This is a genomic window from Micromonospora sp. NPDC047740, assembly GCF_043204735.1.
Classification (GTDB): domain Bacteria; phylum Actinomycetota; class Actinomycetes; order Mycobacteriales; family Micromonosporaceae; genus Micromonospora.
Window position 1 is genome coordinate 1 of the sequence record NZ_JBIDCT010000034.1, and the last position, 16,492, is coordinate 16,492.

Below are 16,492 nucleotides of genomic sequence, written 5' to 3' on the forward strand. Positions count from 1 at the left end.
ACCAGCCACGACGACGTACCACAACACGCCATGCACACCGAACTCGCCCGACGACGGGCATACCTGCACCTGTGCCGCTGGACATCCCTCGGACTGAGCCTGATCGAGGCAATGACCATGGGCATGCCCGTGGTGGCACTCGCCACCACCGAAGCCGTGGAGGCGGTGCCGCCGTCCGCCGGCGCCCTCTCCACCCGGGTCGACGTGCTGCTGGAGGCGGCCCGGGGCCTCGTGGACGACCCGGCGGCGGCCCGCCGGGCCGGCACCGAGGCCCGCAGCGCCGCACGGCAGCGCTACGGCCTGGAGCGTTTCCTCGCCGACTGGGACCGGCTGCTGGAGGAGGAAGTATGCGCATCGCGATGATCTCGGAGCACGCCAGCCCGCTCGCCGTCCTCGGCGGGGAGGACGCCGGTGGCCAGAACACGCATGTCGCGGAGCTCTCCGCCGCGCTCGCGGCCGCCGGCCACGATGTCCGGGTCTACACCCGGCGCGACGCCGTCGACCTGCCCGTGACGGTCCGCACCGCGGACGGCTACGAGGTGGTGCACGTGCCCGCCGGCCCGGCCGAGCCGGTCGCCAAGGACGACCTGCTGCCGTACATGCCCGCGTTCGGGGAGTGGTTGGCCGAGCGGTGGCGGGCCGGCGACTGGCAGCCCGAGGTGGTCCACGGGCACTTCTGGATGAGCGGTCTCGCCGCACTCGCCGCCGGCCGGCGGACCGGGGTGCCCGTGGTGCAGACGTACCACGCGCTCGGCACCGTGAAGCGGCGCCACCAGGGCGCGCAGGACACCAGCCCGCCCGGCCGGATCGAGCACGAGCGCAAGCTGGGCCGCTCGGTCGACCGGGTGGTGGCCCAGTGCCAGGACGAGGTCGCCGAACTGGTCCGGCTGGGGGTGCCCCGGTCCCGGATGACCGTCGTCCCGTCCGGGGTGAACCTGAGCACCTTCGCCCCGCTCGGTCCGATCGCCGAACGGGACGGCGACCGGCCACGCATCCTCACCGTGGGGCGACTGGTGGAACGCAAGGGCTTCCAGGACGTCATCCGGGCCACCGCGCTGGTCCCCGACGCCGAGTGCGTGGTGGTGGGCGGACCGCCGGCGGGGCTGCTGGAGACCGACCCGTACGCGCGACGGCTGCGGGCGCTCGCCGAGTCCTGCGGGGTCGCCGACCGGGTCAAGCTGATCGGCGCGGTGCCCCGGGAGGAGATGGGCCGCTGGTACCGGTCGGCGGACGTGCTGGTGGCCGCCCCCTGGTACGAGCCGTTCGGGCTCACCCCGCTGGAGGCGATGGCCTGCGGCGTACCGGTGATCGGCACCGCGGTCGGCGGGCTGACCGACACGGTGGTGCCCGGACGGACCGGCGACCTGGTGCCCGCCCGGGACCCGGCGGCCCTCGGTGCGGCGATCCGCCGACTCTTCGGTGACCGGATCCGCCGGTTCGCCTACGCCACGGCGGCCCTGGACCGGGCCCGCACCCGCTACTCCTGGTCGAGCACCGCCGAGCGGCTGGCGGAGGTGTACGGCCAGGTGGCCACCGTGCGTCGACCCACCCGGGTGGTCGCCTGATGACGGCGCCCGGACCCGTGGTCGGCGCAACGGTGCTGGAGGACCACCTGACGCACCTGGCCGCCGCGTTGCTGCCGTTCCGGCAGTCGGAGGAGCTGCTAGCCCGCTGGGGCGGGGAGTTGGCGCACCGGCTGGCCGGCGGCGGGCGGCTGCTGGTGGCGGGCAACGGGGGCAGCGCCGCGGAGGCCCAGCACCTCACCGCCGAACTCGTCGGCAAACTCCGCGACGACCGCGAACCCCTGTCCGCCATCGCCCTGCACGCCGAAACCTCCGCCCTCACCGCCATCGGCAACGACTACGGCTACAACGAGGTCTTCGCCCGCCAGGTCCGCGCCCACGGCCGACCCGACGACATCCTCCTGCTCCTGACCACCAGCGGCACCAGCACCAACCTGCTCACCGCCGCCCACGCCGCACACGAGACCGGACTGCGCTGCTGGGCCTTCACCGGCCCCACACCCAACCCACTCGCCGACACCTGCCACGAAACCCTCGCCATCGACTCGCCCGAGGGCCAGGTGGTGCAGGAGCTGCACCTGGTCGCCACCCACGTGCTCTGCGAGTACGTCGACCGGGCCCTGCCGGCGGCGCTGGCCGCGCGGACGGCGGCCGGGTCGGGCCCGGTGCGTACCGGCGTCGAGGTGGTGCTCGGTGACGACACCGGCCGGGAGGTGCAGGCCCGATGAGGAGGTCGAACGTGACGGGACCCGTGGTGGTGCTCGGCGACACCCTGTTGGACCGGGACGTCGAGGGCACGGTGAACCGGCTCTGCCCGGACTCCCCGGTGCCGGTGCTCGACGAGAGCACGTACGTCGACCGCCCCGGCGGCGCCGGCCTGGCCGCGGTCTTCGCCGCCGCCGAGGGCGCCGAGGTCGCGTTGGTCACCGCGGTCGCCGACGACGCCGGCGGGGCCCGACTCGGCACGCTGCTCGCCGCCGCCGGCGTGCAGCTGTACGCGCTGCCGCTGGCCGGGTCCACCCCGGAGAAGATCCGGCTGCGGGCCCGCGGCCGGGTGCTGCTGCGACACGACCGCGGCGGGCCGGCCGGCGAGCCCGGTGAGCCCAGCGAGGCGGTGCTGCGGCTGCTCGCCGACGCCGCCGTGGTGCTGGTCAGCGACTACGGCCGGGGCGTCGCCCGGGATCCGGCGCTGCGGGCGGCGCTCGCCGCCACCCGCGCGCCGATGGTGTGGGACCCGCACCCGCGCGGGCCGGAGGCGGTGCCCGGGGTGCACCTGGCCACCCCGAACGAGGCGGAGGCCCGCGAGCTGGCGAAGGTGCGGCCGGGCGCGTCCCGGCTGGTCACCGCGTCCCGGAGCGCCCAGGCCCTGCGCCAGCGCTGGCAGGCCGGCGCGGTCGCGGTGACCATGGGCGGGGAGGGCGCGCTGCTCTGCCACGCCGGCTCGACCCCGCTGGTGGTCCCCGCGCCGGCCAGCGCGGAGGGGGACACCTGCGGGGCGGGGGACCGGTTCGCGGCCACGGCCGCCCTCGCCCTGGCCGGGGGCGCGCTCGTCTCCGAGGCGGTGCAGGCGGCGGTCGCCGAGGCGTCCGCGTACGTGGCCGGCGGGGGAGTGGGCACCGCGCTGCCCGCCCCGGTCCGGGACGCCTCACCGGTGGTGGTCTCCGGCGGCGGGGACCGGATCGGCGCCGACGCCGCCGGTGCGGTGGTCGCCGAGGTGCGGGCCGCCGGCGGCACGGTGGTCGCCACCGGCGGCTGCTTCGACCTGCTGCACGCCGGGCACGTGGCGACCCTCCAGGCGGCCCGGCAGCTCGGCGACTGCCTCGTCGTCTGCCTCAACTCCGACGCCAGCGTGGCCGGCCTGAAGGGCCCCGAGCGCCCGGTCGTGCCGCAGGGCGACCGCAGCCGACTGCTCGCCGCGCTGGGCTGCGTGGACGCGGTGATGATCTTCGACGAGCCGACGCCGCACGCGGCGCTCTCCTGGCTGCGGCCCGACATCTGGGTCAAGGGCGGCGACTACGCCAGCGGTGGCGGCGCGGAGACCCTGCCCGAGGCGGAGATCCTGGCCCGCTGGGGCGGGCACACGGTCGTCGTGCCCTATCTGGACGGGCGGTCCACCAGCGACATGATCGCGGCGGCCCGCGCCGGTCGGGGCTCCGCCCTGGTGCCTCATGCCGGCGTCGAGCGGAGCGAGGAGGCGGCATGAGCAGCAGTCCACCCGGGGCCGGCCCCACCGTCCTGATCACCGGCGGCGCGAGCGGGCTGGGCGCCGCGGTGGTCACCGCGGTGGCCCGCGCCGGCGGCCGTCCCCTCGTGCTGGATCGGCAGCGCCCCGCGGACGGGGTTCCGTGGATCGAGTGCGACCTGGCCGACACCCGGGCCGCCGAAGCCGCCACCCGGGAGCTGGCCGAACGTTCCGGCGGGCTGGACGCCGTGGTCACCGCCGCCGGCATGGACATGCCGGGCCGGCTGGCCGACATCCCGGGCGAGACCTGGGAACGGATCGTCACGGTCGACCTGCTCGCCACGGCCGCGGTGATCCGGGCCGCGCTGCCGTACCTGGAAGCCTCCCGGGGGAACATCGTCACGGTCGCCTCCACCCTCGGCGTGAAGGCGGTCAGCGACGCCACCGCCTACTGCGCGGCGAAGTTCGGAGTGGTCGGCTTCACCCGGGCGCTCGCCGCCGAACTGGCCGGCGCGGTCGGCGTCACCCTGCTCATCCCCGGCGGCATGCGCACCGCGTTCTTCGACGAGCGGGACGCGCAGTACCGGCCCGGCCCGGACGCGGCGCTCAACGAACCCGCCGACACCGCCGCCGCGATCATGTTCGCCCTCTCCCAGCCGGTCGGCTGCGCCGTACGGGAGATGGTGGTCTGCGCCGAGCAGGAATCCTCGTACCCGTGATCCTCGTGCTCCGGGCGCTCGGCGTCGGCGACCTGGCCACCGCCGTCCCGGCGCTGCGCGGCCTGCGGGCCGGCTTCCCGGACCGCGAGCTGGTGCTGGCCGCGCCGGCCTGGCTGGCGCCGCTGGCCGACCTGGTCGGCGGGATCGACCGGGTGCTGCCCACCGACGGGCTGGCGGATCACCCGGCCTGGCCCGGCCCACCGCCGGAGGTGGCGGTCAACCTGCACGGCCGGGGCCCGCGGTCGCACCGGATGCTCGCCGCCGCCCGGCCCGGCCGGCTGCTTGCCTTCGCGAACGCCGAGGCGGGGCACGGTGCCGGCCCGCCGTGGGAGGACGACGAGCACGAGGTCCGCCGCTGGTGCCGGCTGCTGGACTGGTACGGCCTGCCGGCCGACCCGGGCGACCTGGCGCTGCGCCGCCCGACCGCCGCCGGGATGCCGGCCGGCGTCACCGTGCTGCATCCGGGGAGCAAGATCCCGGCGAAGCGCTGGCCGGCAGGGCGGTTCGCGGCGCTCGCCCGGACGCTCGCCGACCGGGGGCACCGGGTGGTGCTCACCGGTTCGACCGGCGAGCGGGACCTGTCCGCCCGGATCGCCCGGGACGCCGGGCTGCCGCCGAACGCGGTGCTCGCCGGCCGGACCGACCTGGCCGAGTTGGCCGCCCTGGTTGCCGACGCCCGGCTGGTGGTCAGCGGGGACACCGGGGTGGCCCACCTGGCTACCGGGTACGGCACCGCGTCGGTGGTGCTCTTCGGGCCGGTGCCGCCGGCGCACTGGGGGCCGCCGCCGGACCGGCCCCGGCACCGGGTGCTCGACGTCACGCGCCGCCCCGGGCTCGACCGGGGTTGGCGGGCCGGCGTCGGGGTAGGAAGGCACCCGACTCTGGCGGCCATTCAGGTGGACGAGGTGCTGGCCGCCGCGGACGAGGCGGAACGGGCGATGCGAGTCTCCGGTGCGATTACGGCGTAGCGATCCGGGCCGGCCGGGGTACGGACGCCGGCGGCGCGGCAAGGGCTGGTTCTTCGTCGACCCGGAGGGCGCGCCGGTCCGCGACCCCGACGAACTGGCCCGACTGCGCGATCTCGTCATCCCGCCGGCCTGGCGGGACGTGTGGATCTCGCCGTACCCCAACGGGCACATCCAGGCCACCGGCATCGACGCGGCCGGGCGCAAGCAGTACCTCTACCACCCGCAGTGGCGGCAGAAGCGGGACGAGGCCAAGTTCGACCACGTGCTGGAGGTGGCGCACCGGCTACCGGTGCTGCGCGACCAGGTGGACCACGACCTGGCGCTGCGCGGGCTGCGCCGCGAACGCGTCCTCGCCACCGTCGCCCGGCTGCTGGACATGGGCACCTTCCGGGTCGGCAGCGACCAGTACGCCACCGGTGACGACCCCACCTTCGGCGTCGCCACCCTGCGCCCCGAGCACGCCCGGTCCCGGGGCGGCTGCGTGGTCTTCGAGTTCCCGGCGAAGGGCGGCATCGAGCAGGTACGCCGGATCGAGGACGCCGAGCTGTGCCGGGTGCTGACCAGCCTGCGGCGCCGGCGGCGGGCCGAGGAACGGCTGTTCGGCTACTGGGACGGCCGGCTCTGGCGGGACGTACGCAGCGACGAGGTCAACGACTACCTGCGGGACGCCAGCGGCGGGGAGATGACCGCCAAGGACTTCCGTACCTGGCACGCCACGGTGCTGGCCGCCACCGAGCTGGCGACGGCCGGCGCCCAGCGCTCCGCGACGGCCCGGAAGCGGGCGGTCGCCGCGGTGATGCGCTCGGTCGCCGAGCTGCTCGGCAACACGCCCACCGTGGCCCGCACGTCCTACGTGGACCCGCGGGTGGTGGACCTCTACCACGACGGGGTGGTGGTCCCGGTGGAGCCGGCGACGCCGCGGCAGGCGGTGGAGAAGGCCGTGCTGGCGCTGCTGGAGGAGGCGGCCTGACCGGCCCCGTCGTGAGGTCCTGGGGGGAGATTGGACGGGGCCGGAATCCGGCGTGGCCGTCGACGGCCGGCGGGGGTACTGGCCGGTCCGCGAGGGTCGCGGAGGCGTCGGCACCGGGCGGCCGCCCGCGACGACCTGTCGCGGGCGCCTCGCCACGGCCCCCCGTTACCAGTGGGCCGCGCCGGTCTCCCGGCTGCCGGCCCGGGATCAGTATGTCCGCTGCGAGTTGATTACGGACGCCGGAGTGTTGACGATGCGTGCCTGTTCGAGGTGCCGCACCCGGTACGCCTGGGGAGTCTCCTCGTGCGCCGCCCGGAAGGCGCGGCTGAAGTGGGCCTTGTCCCGGAAGCCCCAGCGGCCCGCGATCAGCTGGATCGGCCGGTCGCGCAGGGCCGGGTCGGCGAGGTCGCGCCGGCACCGCTCCAGCCGCTGGTCCCGGATGTACGCCGCCACCGTGGTCTCTTCGGTCTCGAAGAGCCGGTGCAGCGACCGCACCGAGATGTGGTGCGCGTCCGCGATCGACTGCGGGCTCAGCGTGGCGTCCCCCAGGTGCTGGCGGATGTGGGCGCGCACCTGGGCCAGCAGCGCCTGGCGGCGAACCTCGGTGGGCACCACGTCCTCGGACACCAGGTGCCGGCCAAGCATCATGGACACCAGGTCGAGCCCGGTGCCGGCCAGCCGTTCGGCGTCCGCCGCGTGGTACTGCTCGGGGTGACCGGTGATCCGGATGAGGTAGTCGGCGAGCAGCGCCCCGATCCCCTCGTTGCCGGGCATCCGGCCGGCGAACAGCGCGGCGAGCCGGCGGCGGGGCAGCGGCAGCGCGTCGTACGGGATGAAGGCCACGATCGAGCTGGGGTGCGCGAGCCCGTGGTGCTCGCCGTGGTGGCTGACCTCGTGCGGCCGGGAGCAGTCGTAGAAGGTGAAGTCGCCGGGGCGGCATTCGCTCCGTTGGCCCGCCTGGTCCGCCGTGCCGGTGCCGGCGAGGGTCAGCGCGAGCACGTAGTAGTCCGGGTCGGAGCGCTGGATCAGCTTTGGGCTCCGGACGCAGTCCAGCGACGGGTAGCGGTAGCGGACAAGCCGCATCCGGCCCAGGTCGATGGTGTCCGCCCGCGCCACGAAGTCGTCGGCGTGCTCGGTGCGTACCCGCAGGGGCGCGGGCGAGTCGGCGAGCATGTCCAGCCACAGCCCGAAGCGATCGGCTGCGGGCACCCGCTCGGTGTCGAGAATCATCCGGTTGAGCATCATTTCCATGCCACGACCCCCGTGTTTCGGTCACCCTCCATCCATGACGACGCCCCACGGAGGCCACAGTCTGCGGTCGTGGGGCGTCTGATATCCGTCATTGACGAGGATAACTTCACCTGATAGCTCCGTCGGCCTCGGCCGGTGTCCCAGGCCGGGCGCGGGGTCGCGCCCCCGATCAGTCGTTCAGCACCTGCGCCAGCCGGTCCCGGAAGTGGCGCTCCGAGTCGCTGACCACGTCGCCGCCGAGGCCCAGCAGGCCGCCGCTGGCGGCGGCGCCCACCACCTGCTCGGCGATCTCCACCAGCCAGTGCCGGTAGGCCCCGGCCTGCCCCTCGTCCACCTTGGCGGCCAGCAGGGTCGACGCCTGCGCGGCCCGGGCGAGCACGTCGTCGGTCATCGCCCGCGGGTCGGCGGGCTCGATCACCGGCAGCTCCGCGCCGATCTCCGGGTCACCCACCCGGGCGACGACCTCGCCGGCGACGGCGGCCACCAGCGGGCTCGCCGATTCGCGTCCGGCCGCGATGGTCTCCAGCCCGGCGGCGTTCTCGGCCATGGTGCGTCGGGCGCCGTCGGACTCCGCCGCGCTCGCCGCGGTCAGGACGGACTGCGGCAGCCCGACCAGCAGCCCCCACTCCTCGTCGGAGAAACCGAACCCGGTGTACGCCGGCTGCTCGATCACGATCAAGCCCCTTTCGCCGTGGTGGTCGTGTGTCGACGGGCACGCCTGGCGTGCCCGGGTCAGGCTAGTCCAGCGTTAGTTGTCGCAGTGTCCGCAGACCTCGCCCACCTGCTCCAGCGACAGATACCGGCCGAGCTTGCGCGGCCCGAGGCCGGTCAGCTCGCGCAGTTCCGCGCGGCTCCGCGGCTGCGAGCGCAGCAGCGCGGCGAGTTCGCGCAGCTCCTGCTCGTCGGGGCGGTGCCGCTCGTTGAGCGTGGACGGTTTCATCAGTGGTCGGAGGTACCCCCGTCGATCACGGGCGAAACCGGACCGGGTGTCTGACCGCCTGCTCGTCGGCTCGGGGGCGGACGCCGGGTTGATCGGGTGCGTCATCATGCCGGCATGTCGGCGCCGACCACCCAGGCCATTTCCCTCGTCCATCCGCCGCCCGGTACTCGCGTCTCCCGTCTGGCGGTCGTGGCAGCACTGCTCTTCTCGCTCGCGCGGGAGTCGATCGTGGTGGCCGTCGGTCTGCCCTCGCCCGGGTGGGACCTCGCGCTGGGGATGGCGTCGTCCCTGCTGGCCCTGGTGATCCTCGGCAGGGTCGGGTTGACCGGCCTGCGGAGGCCGTGGCGGCGGCCGGTCAGGCTGGTCGCCGTGGGTCCGGGCCTGCTGCGGGTGCCCGCCGCCCCGGCCTTCGGCTGGCTCGTCGCCGGGCTGGTCCTGCTCCTCCCCGTATTCGATGTCCCGCTGGCTGGGGCCGTCGACCTGCTCCGCGATCCCGAAGGTCCCCCAGGGCCGCTCGGCTACCTGCTGGCCGCCGCGCCGCTGCTCCTGGCGGCGCTGTGGCTGCTGCCGGTGGTCCTGCTGGTGGTGGCGGTCTTCGGCGATCGCCCGCGGGTCGACCTCACCCCGGCCGGGCTCGAGATACGGGAGCAGTTCGGCCGGCGGAGGATCCCGTGGGAGGCGCTGGCCCCCGGCACGCCGGTGCGGCAGCGGTCCGGGGCTTCGCTGCTGCTGCGGGTGGTCCGCCCCGAACTGATCGAGGGCCGTGGCCTGGTCTGGAGCCCGGTGGCGGCGCCCCGGCTGTGGCTCGGCTGGCTGCCGGTGCACCCGTGGTTCCTGGCCGACGTGCTGCGCTTCTATGTCGACCACACCGAGGAGCGGGCCGCGATCGGCACGACGGCCGGCAACGACCGGCTGTGCCGGGCGCTCAGTGTGGGCTGAGGGTGTCCGCCCCGGCTCAGGGCAGCCGAGGCAGCACCTCGCGCTGGTAGAGGTCGAGCAGGCCCTGCCAGTGCGGGCCGGTGTTGGTCACGTAGAGCTCGTCGTAGCCGGCCTTGGCGAACTTGTCGATCATCTCCAGATGGGCGTCCGGGTTCTTGCCGCAGACGAACGACTGCTTCATCATCTCCGGCTTGACCAACTGCGCGGCCTGCTCGAAGTGCCTCGGCGAGGGGAGCACCTGGGACAGCTCGCCGGGCATTGCCTCGTTCGGCCACTTCTCGTACGCGAGCCGGGCGCCCTCGTCCTCGCTCTCGGCGTACGCCGCCTTGAAGCCGGCCTGGCACGGCTTGTCGCCGCCGCCGCCGTCCCGGAACCGGCGGACCAGGTCGGCGTCGGGTTTGGTGCTGATGTAGCCGTCGCCGATCCGGGCGGCCAGGTCGATCGACTTCGGACCGAAGCCGGACAGGTAGACCGACGGGGGAGTGTCCGGCAACGTGTAGATCCGGGCGTGCTGCACCGTGTAGTGCTCGCCGTAGTGGTTGACGAACCGGCCGCGCCACAGCTTGCGCATCACCTCGACCGCCTCCTCCAGCATCGCCAACCGGAGGTCGAGTTGCGGCCAGGGGTCGCCGAGGATGTGCTCGTTGAGCGCTTCGCCGGTGCCGACGCCGAGCACGAACCGGCCTGGGTGCAGCACCGCGCTGGTGGCCGCGGCCTGGGCGATCAGCGCCGGGTGGATCCGCATGATCGGGCAGGTCACCGCGGTGGTCACCGGCAGCGAGCAGACCTGGCTGAGCGCGCCGATCGTGGACCAGACGAAGGGGCTCTGGCCCTGCACGTCGAGCCAGGGGTGGTAGTGGTCGGAGATCCACAGCGCCGCGAAGCCGGCCTGCTCGGCGGCGCGTGCCTGCGCGAGCAGTTCCGCCGGGCCGTACTCCTCGCTGGACAGGAAGTAACCGATCTTCATCACATCCCCCTCGCCGGGTGCCGGGCGCACCGTACGGACGACGACAGCCGTACCCGGGAAGCTGGCGCGCGAACGCCGCCGGCTCCGGCGATCAGCGGCGGAACATCGCGCGGATGGCGAGCAGCAGGAGCAGGCCGCCCACCACCAGGCCGAGCAGGCGTACGCCGGGGATGTCCGCGGCGGTGGTGGCGTCGGCGAGCAGCGCGGGGTGCATTCCCGCACTCTCCCACGGCGTGCCGGGGTGCGCCAGGCGCTAACAGTAAGGATTGTTGACTATTTCGGGAGGCGATGTGACCATGACACCACCGCCGGAGGCGGCGGGCCGTGGGGGAGACGGGGGTACGTGTGAGCGCGCGGATCGAGGGAGCGACCGGAGACCTGGCGGGTCTCGCCGCGGCCGTCCTGCAACCAGGATTCGTCGGCACCACCCCGCCGGCCTGGATCCGCCGATGGCTCGGCTCGGGGCTCGGCTCGGTGGTCCTCTTCGCCCGCAACGTCGTCGACCACTACCAGCTCGCCCGCCTGACCGCGGCGCTGCGTGCCGAGCGGCCCGACGTGATCGTCGCGATCGACGAGGAGGCGGGGGACGTCACCCGGATCGAGTCCGCCCGGGGCAGCTCGCGACCCGGCAACTTCGCCCTCGGCGCGGTCGACGACCCGAAGCTGACCGAGGAGGTCGCCCGCGACCTGGGCGCCGAACTGGCCGCCCTGGGAGTCAGCCTCAACTACGCCCCGGACGCCGACGTCAACTCCAACCCGGCCAACCCGGTCATCGGGGTCCGCTCGTTCGGCGCCCACCCGACCCTGGTGGCCCGGCACACCGCCGCCTGGGTACGCGGACTCCAGGCCGGCGGAGTGGCCGCCTGCGCCAAGCACTTCCCCGGTCACGGCGACACCCACGTCGACTCGCACCACGACCTGCCCCGCATCGACGGCGACCGGGCCCGGCTGGACGCGGTCGAACTGGCCCCGTTCCGGGCGGCGGTGGCCGCCGGGGCGCAGGCCGTGATGACCGGACACCTGCTGGTGCCGGCGCTGGACCCGGAGCTGCCGGCCACGCTGAGCCCCCGGATCCTCGGCGGGCTGCTCCGCGATGAGCTGGGCTTCCAGGGGGTGGTGGTGACCGACGCGGTGGAGATGCGGGCGGTCTCCGACCGCTACGGCTTCGCCGGGGCGGCCGTGCGCGCCCTCGCCGCCGGGGCGGACGCCATCTGCGTGGGCGGGGAGCGGGCCGCCGAGGCGGACGCGGCGGAGCTGCGCGACGCCATCGTCGCCGCCGTGGTGGCCGGCCAGTTGCCCGAGGAACGCCTGGCCGAGGCGGCGAAGCGGGTCGGCCAGCTCGCCGCCTGGACGGTCGCCGCCCGCGCTGACCGGCCGCCGGTGGCCCACGCCGGCAACGGCTCGGCGATCGGGCTGGCCGCCGCGCGCCGGGCGGTGCGCGTGGTCACCGGGGCGGCCGGGGCCGGGGTGCTACCGCTGGCCGGCCCGGCGCACGTGGTGGAGTTCGCCCCGCCCCGCAACCTCGCCATCGGCGCGGAGACCCCGTGGGGGATCGCCGCACCGCTGACCGCGCTCGTCGCCGGCACCACCACCGTCCGCTACGCCGAGGGCGACACCCCGGCCGACCCGGCCGGCGGGGCGGCCGGCCGCCCCCTGGTGCTGGTGGTGCGGGACCTGCACCGGCACGACTGGATGCGGTCGGCGGTGGATCGCGCGCTGGCGGCCCGACCCGACGCGGTGGTGGTCGAGCTGGGCGTCCCCGAGCTGGTCACCGGCGCGGTGCACGTGGCCACCCACGGCGCCACCCGGGCGGCCGGGTACGCCGCCGCCGAACTCCTCGCCGGCACCCGCTGATCCGGGCGCGGCCGGGCCGGCCACCCGGTCGGGGCCTACGGCGCGGCGACCACCAGGTCGGCGTACTCGACATGGCGTTCGATGAACCTGGCGACGAAGGCGCACTGCGGCACGATTCGGTCACCGCGCTCGCGGAGCTGGTCCAGGGTGCCCCGGACCAGCGCCTCGCCCACGCCCATGCCCCGGTAGCGCTCGTCCACCTCGGTGTACGTCAGGACCAGCACGCCGTTGCGCGGCAGGTACGCGGTGAACCCGGCCAGCGCGTCGTCGACCAGGATCTCGAACCGACGCTTGGCGGGGTCGTCCTCGACCAGGTAGCTCACCCGGCCATTGTCTCCCCGCTGTCGGCCAGCCGGTCCAGTTCGGCCAGCAACCGGTCCACCTCCTCGGCCGTGTTGTAGTGGTAGACGCTGGCCCGGACCGCGCCACCGCTGTCCCGCAGCCCCATCGTCTGGAAGTACTCGTAGGCGTAGTAGTCACCGGCGGAGAGGCAGACGCCGGCCGCGCCCAGCCCCGCCGCCGTCTCCGCCGGGCCCAGCCCGGCCAGCCGGAACGACACCGTGGGGCAGCGCCGGGCCGGGGATCCGTACACGGTGACCGCAGGCCGCGCGGCCAGCCCGGTGAGCAGCCGCTCGAAGACCGCCTCCTCGTGGGCCTGGGCGGCGGCCAGCCCGGCCCGGACCCGGTCCCGGCGGCTGCCGGTCGCCGTGGGGTCCAGAGTGGCCAGGTGGTCCACCGCGGCGGCCACCCCGGCAAGCAGCGGGAAGCTCGGCGTGCCGTACTCGAACCGCTCCGGAACCGCGTCGGAGGAGGGCAGCAGCTTCGCCGGCCGCAGCCTCGCCCAGCGGTCCGGGTCGGCGACCATCGCCGCCAGGTGCGGCCCCGACCACTTGTAGGCGCTGGTGACCAGGAAGTCCGCGCCGAGCGAGGTCAGGTCGGTGGGGCCGTGCGGCACCGCGTGGACTCCGTCCACGCAGACCAGCGCGCCGGCCGCGTGCGCGGTCTTGGCGATCGCCGCGACGTCGGGCACCGTGCCGATGGCGTTGCTGCCGGCGGTCACCGCGACCAGCCGGGTGCGCTCGCCGACCAGGTCGGCGTACTGGCCGGCGGGCAGCTCGCCGGTCGCCGGGTCGAACTCGGCCCAGCGCACCCTCGCCCCGGCGGCCTCGGCCGCCTGCACCCACGGCCGGACGTTGGCGTCGTGGTCCAGCCGGGAGACGACCACCTCGTCGCCCGGCCGCCAGCCCGCGCCGAGCGTCCGGGCCAGGGTGTACGTCAGCGCCGTGGCGCTCGGCCCGAGCACCACCCCCTCGGCCTGCGCGCCGAGCAGGTCCGCCACCGCCGAGCGGGCGGCGGCGACCAGCTCCAGCGACCGCCGGCCGGGCACGAATGCGCTGCTCCGGTTGCCCGTCGCGGCCCGCATCGCGGTGGCGACCGCGTCGATCACCGGCTGGGCGGTCTGGGTGCCGCCGGCACCGTCGAAGTGGGCGAAGCCCTCGGTCAGCGCGGGATAGGCGGCCCGGGTGCGGGCGATGTCGAACGGCATGGCGGGACCCTAACGCCCGCCGGAAACGATCACACGCCGGTGGCGGCGTGGCGATCGTCTCGTACCCTTGGCACGGTGACGAACCGACACGTTTCCCCCGCACTGACCCCCGTCCGCCGCGCCGGCGGCCTGCTGGCCGGCCTCGCGCTCGGCGTCGCGCTGCTGGCCGGTTGCAGCTCCGAGGGCGCCGACACCGACTGCGGCCTGGACGCCTGCACGGTCACATTCGACCGGGGCGTCGAGGCCAGCGCCAGCATCCTCGGCATCGAGGCCAAGCTGGTCGGCGTCCAGGGTGACCAGGTGACCGTGGAGGTGGCCGGGGAGCAGCTCTCGCTCACCACCGGCCAGCAGGCCACCGAGGCCGGCGGCTTCCAGGTGAGCCTGGACAGCGTCACCGCCGACCAGGTCGCCATCCGGGTGGCCCGTAACCCCAACGGCTGACCGCGGCCACGGGCGGTGGTGGCCGACGTTTGGAGATCATGGCGGCGGGAGATTGTGCGGCCATGTCACTCACCCGGAACGCCGGCGCCACCGCCGCCCGGGCCGCCAACAGCCGGTGGCTCGAACTGTTGACCCGGGCCGGCTTCGTCGGCTACGGGATCCTGCACCTCCTCTTCGCCTGGCTCGCGCTCCAGATCGCCTTCGGTCACTCCGGTGAGGAGGGCAACCAGAACGGCGCCCTGCGCACCCTGGGTGCCCAGCCGCTCGGCAAGTTCCTGCTGGTGGCGATCGCGATCGGCCTGTTCGCCATGGCGCTCTGGCAGGCGTTCGAGGCGACCATCGGCCACCGCAGACTGCGCGGCCGGGACCGCCTCTTCGAGCGGATCGCGTCCGTGGTCCGTACCGTCGTCTTCGGCTGGCTGGCCTGGACCGCCGTCAAGGTCTTCCAGGACGCCAGCGCCAACGCCGCCGACCAGCAGCAGGCGCTCACCGCGAAGCTGATGGCCGGCACCGGCGGCCGGTGGCTGGTCGGCCTGGCCGGCCTGGTGCTCGCCGCCATCGGCGTCGGCATGATCGGGTACGGGCTGAAGAAGAAGTTCGAGCGCAATCTCACGATCGGGCAGCTGACCCCGAGGGCGCACACCCTGGCCCGCCGCCTCGGCATGGCCGGGTACGCCGCCCGGGGCGCGGTCTTCGCCATCGCCGGCCTGCTGATCATGGTGGCCGCGGTCAAGTACGACCCGGCGAAGGCCCGCGGCCTCGACGCCGCCCTGCGTATCCTGCGGGACCAGTCGTACGGGCCGGTGCTGCTCACCCTCGCGGCGCTCGGCATCGCCGCCTTCGGCATCTACTGCTTCCTCCAGTCCCGATACCGGCGGGTCTGATCCTGGTCGATACCGGGGCCGTCGGGCATTATGGGCCCTTTGCCCGAGCATGCCCGGCTGGAGGGGAGAGATCCGTGCAGAGCTACGTCGGAACGGCCGTCGCCGCGCTCGCCGCGGCGGCGGCCGCTCTGCTGCTGGTCGAGGTGGTGCACCGGGTGGCCCGCCGGCTGGGCCGGCGCTCGGTGCTGATGACCGAGCTCACCGAGCACTCGCACCGCCCGTTCCAGGTGGCCGCGACCGTGTTCGCCGGGCAGCTCGGCGTCCGCTTCGGCACCCTGTACGCGGTCGGCAGCCCGTGGCGTCAGGTCGTCCTGCACGTCCTGGTGCTGGCCCTGATCGTCGCCGCGGCCTGGCTGGTCGCCTCGCTGCTGGTGGTGATCGAGGACACCGCGCTGGCCCGGTTCCGGGTGGACGTGCCGAACAACCGGCACGCCCGCCGGGTGCGGACCCAGGTGGTGATGCTCCGCCGGCTCACCATCGCGGTGATCGTCATCCTGACCGTGGGCGTCATGCTGATGACGTTCCCCGCGGTCCGGGGCATCGGCGCCGGCGTGCTGACCTCCGCCGGTGTGGCGGCCGCGGTCGCCGCGCTGGCCGCCCAGAGCCTGCTGGGCAACGTCTTCGCCGGCCTCCAGCTCGCCTTCAGCGACGCGGTACGCCTCGACGACGTGGTGGTGGTCGAGGGGGAGTGGGGCCGGATCGAGGAGCTGACCCTCAGCTACGTGGTGGTGCAGATCTGGGACGACCGGCGGTTGATCCTGCCCACCTCCTACTTCACCCGCACCCCGTTCCAGAACTGGACCCGTACCGAGGCGGCCGTGCTCGGCACCGCCGAGTTCGACGTGGACTGGGCGATCCCGGTCCAGGCGATGCGGGAGGAACTGCGCCGGCTCTGCGAGAGCACCGAGCTGTGGGACGGCCGGGTCTGCGTACTCCAGGTGACCGATGCCACCGGCGGCATGGTCAAGGTGCGGGCCCTGGTCAGCGCCGCCGACGCCGGCAGCCTGTGGGACCTGCGCTGCCTGGTCCGCGAGCACCTGGTGGCCTGGGTACGCGACCAGCGCCCGGCCGCGCTGCCCCGGCTGCGTACCGAGGTGGGCGACGTCTCCGGCGCGCTGCCGTGGCAGGCGGTGCGGTCCCGGCGGCCCGCCCCCCGGCTGCCCGAAGACGTGCCCGACGACGCGCGGGTCTTCGGCGGCAGCGACGACGGCGAGGCCCGCAGCGAGGTCTTCGTCGGCCCGGAGGAGCCCGTCGACGCCCACCGCTGACCGGACCCGCCCCCGAGCCCGGAGTCGGGGCTCCCGCGCG

Annotated in this window: 19 protein-coding genes; 12 read left to right on the forward strand and 7 right to left on the reverse strand. The window is 74.8% G+C overall.

The features are described 5' to 3' along the window. The 7 genes from ACGF4F_RS35715 to ACGF4F_RS35745 form a co-directional block, all read left to right on the forward strand. On the forward strand, positions 1 to 363 hold a 363-nt coding region (locus ACGF4F_RS35715; protein WP_393084733.1), incomplete at its 5' end, for a glycosyltransferase. Beyond that, positions 348 to 1,565, forward strand: coding sequence for a glycosyltransferase (locus ACGF4F_RS35720; RefSeq protein WP_357446176.1), 1,218 nt, complete (start codon positions 348 to 350; stop codon positions 1,563 to 1,565). The genes ACGF4F_RS35715 and ACGF4F_RS35720, both read left to right, overlap by 16 nt. Then, the gene (locus ACGF4F_RS35725; protein ID WP_393084736.1) at positions 1,565 to 2,251 is read left to right on the forward strand and encodes an SIS domain-containing protein; all 687 of its coding nucleotides are present in this window, start codon (positions 1,565 to 1,567) and stop codon (positions 2,249 to 2,251) included. Before ACGF4F_RS35720 ends, ACGF4F_RS35725 begins: the two co-directional genes overlap by 1 nt. 11 nt (positions 2,252 to 2,262) lie before the next feature. Beyond that, entirely contained in the window at positions 2,263 to 3,726 is a 1,464-nt protein-coding gene (locus ACGF4F_RS35730; protein ID WP_393084739.1) for a PfkB family carbohydrate kinase, read from the forward strand. Further along, a complete protein-coding gene (locus tag ACGF4F_RS35735; protein ID WP_357446167.1) occupies positions 3,723 to 4,424 on the forward strand; it encodes an SDR family oxidoreductase in 702 nt (233 codons plus the stop codon). The genes ACGF4F_RS35730 and ACGF4F_RS35735 overlap by 4 nt, the downstream gene beginning before the upstream one ends. Next, positions 4,421 to 5,392 (forward strand): glycosyltransferase family 9 protein, encoded by a 972-nt coding sequence (locus ACGF4F_RS35740; protein WP_357446164.1) that lies wholly within the window; start codon positions 4,421 to 4,423, stop codon positions 5,390 to 5,392. Before ACGF4F_RS35735 ends, ACGF4F_RS35740 begins: the two co-directional genes overlap by 4 nt. Continuing rightward, a complete protein-coding gene (locus tag ACGF4F_RS35745) occupies positions 5,376 to 6,362 on the forward strand; it encodes a DNA topoisomerase IB (protein WP_357446161.1) in 987 nt (328 codons plus the stop codon). Before ACGF4F_RS35740 ends, ACGF4F_RS35745 begins: the two co-directional genes overlap by 17 nt. A 207-nt stretch (positions 6,363 to 6,569) precedes the next feature. On the opposite strand, the gene ACGF4F_RS35750 is transcribed toward ACGF4F_RS35745, so the two are convergent. The 3 genes from ACGF4F_RS35750 to ACGF4F_RS35760 all read right to left on the reverse strand — a co-directional run bounded on the left by ACGF4F_RS35750 (position 6,570) and on the right by ACGF4F_RS35760 (position 8,553). Next, positions 6,570 to 7,613, reverse strand: coding sequence for a helix-turn-helix domain-containing protein (locus ACGF4F_RS35750; protein ID WP_393084743.1), 1,044 nt, complete (start codon positions 7,611 to 7,613; stop codon positions 6,570 to 6,572). Positions 7,614 to 7,782: 169 nt separating this feature from the next. Beyond that, positions 7,783 to 8,286 (reverse strand): hypothetical protein, encoded by a 504-nt coding sequence (locus tag ACGF4F_RS35755; protein WP_357446155.1) that lies wholly within the window; start codon positions 8,284 to 8,286, stop codon positions 7,783 to 7,785. 75 nt (positions 8,287 to 8,361) lie between these two features. Continuing rightward, the gene (locus tag ACGF4F_RS35760; protein ID WP_357446152.1) at positions 8,362 to 8,553 is read right to left on the reverse strand and encodes a hypothetical protein; all 192 of its coding nucleotides are present in this window, start codon (positions 8,551 to 8,553) and stop codon (positions 8,362 to 8,364) included. A gap of 114 nt (positions 8,554 to 8,667) precedes the next feature. Here ACGF4F_RS35760 and ACGF4F_RS35765 point away from each other — a divergent pair, with 114 nt between their 5' ends. Beyond that, positions 8,668 to 9,492, forward strand: coding sequence for a PH domain-containing protein (locus tag ACGF4F_RS35765; protein WP_357446149.1), 825 nt, complete (start codon positions 8,668 to 8,670; stop codon positions 9,490 to 9,492). A gap of 16 nt (positions 9,493 to 9,508) precedes the next feature. Here the strand turns inward: ACGF4F_RS35765 and ACGF4F_RS35770 are convergent, their stop codons facing one another. After that, positions 9,509 to 10,459, reverse strand: coding sequence for a TIGR03557 family F420-dependent LLM class oxidoreductase (locus ACGF4F_RS35770; protein WP_357446146.1), 951 nt, complete (start codon positions 10,457 to 10,459; stop codon positions 9,509 to 9,511). A 91-nt stretch (positions 10,460 to 10,550) separates the two neighbouring features. Continuing rightward, entirely contained in the window at positions 10,551 to 10,673 is a 123-nt protein-coding gene (locus ACGF4F_RS35775) for a hypothetical protein (RefSeq protein ID WP_255471749.1), read from the reverse strand. Positions 10,674 to 10,804: 131 nt separating this feature from the next. On the opposite strand from ACGF4F_RS35775, the gene ACGF4F_RS35780 reads away from it, so the two are divergent. Beyond that, the gene (locus tag ACGF4F_RS35780) at positions 10,805 to 12,313 is read left to right on the forward strand and encodes a glycoside hydrolase family 3 protein (RefSeq protein WP_393084748.1); all 1,509 of its coding nucleotides are present in this window, start codon (positions 10,805 to 10,807) and stop codon (positions 12,311 to 12,313) included. 35 nt (positions 12,314 to 12,348) lie between these two features. On the opposite strand, the gene ACGF4F_RS35785 is transcribed toward ACGF4F_RS35780, so the two are convergent. After that, on the reverse strand, positions 12,349 to 12,636 hold the full coding sequence (locus ACGF4F_RS35785) for a GNAT family N-acetyltransferase (protein ID WP_357446139.1): 288 nt from the start codon (positions 12,634 to 12,636) through the stop codon (positions 12,349 to 12,351). After that, positions 12,633 to 13,859, reverse strand: coding sequence for a cysteine desulfurase-like protein (locus ACGF4F_RS35790; protein ID WP_357446136.1), 1,227 nt, complete (start codon positions 13,857 to 13,859; stop codon positions 12,633 to 12,635). Before ACGF4F_RS35790 ends, ACGF4F_RS35785 begins: the two co-directional genes overlap by 4 nt. 75 nt (positions 13,860 to 13,934) lie before the next feature. Between ACGF4F_RS35790 and ACGF4F_RS35795 the strand changes: the two genes are divergently transcribed. From ACGF4F_RS35795 to ACGF4F_RS35805, 3 genes are all read left to right on the forward strand, one after another. Beyond that, positions 13,935 to 14,300, forward strand: coding sequence for a hypothetical protein (locus tag ACGF4F_RS35795; protein ID WP_357446133.1), 366 nt, complete (start codon positions 13,935 to 13,937; stop codon positions 14,298 to 14,300). 62 nt (positions 14,301 to 14,362) lie between these two features. Beyond that, entirely contained in the window at positions 14,363 to 15,184 is an 822-nt protein-coding gene (locus ACGF4F_RS35800; protein ID WP_357446130.1) for a DUF1206 domain-containing protein, read from the forward strand. 74 nt (positions 15,185 to 15,258) lie between these two features. Then, on the forward strand, positions 15,259 to 16,452 hold the full coding sequence (locus tag ACGF4F_RS35805; protein WP_357446127.1) for a mechanosensitive ion channel domain-containing protein: 1,194 nt from the start codon (positions 15,259 to 15,261) through the stop codon (positions 16,450 to 16,452). Positions 16,453 to 16,492 lie beyond the last annotated feature (40 nt).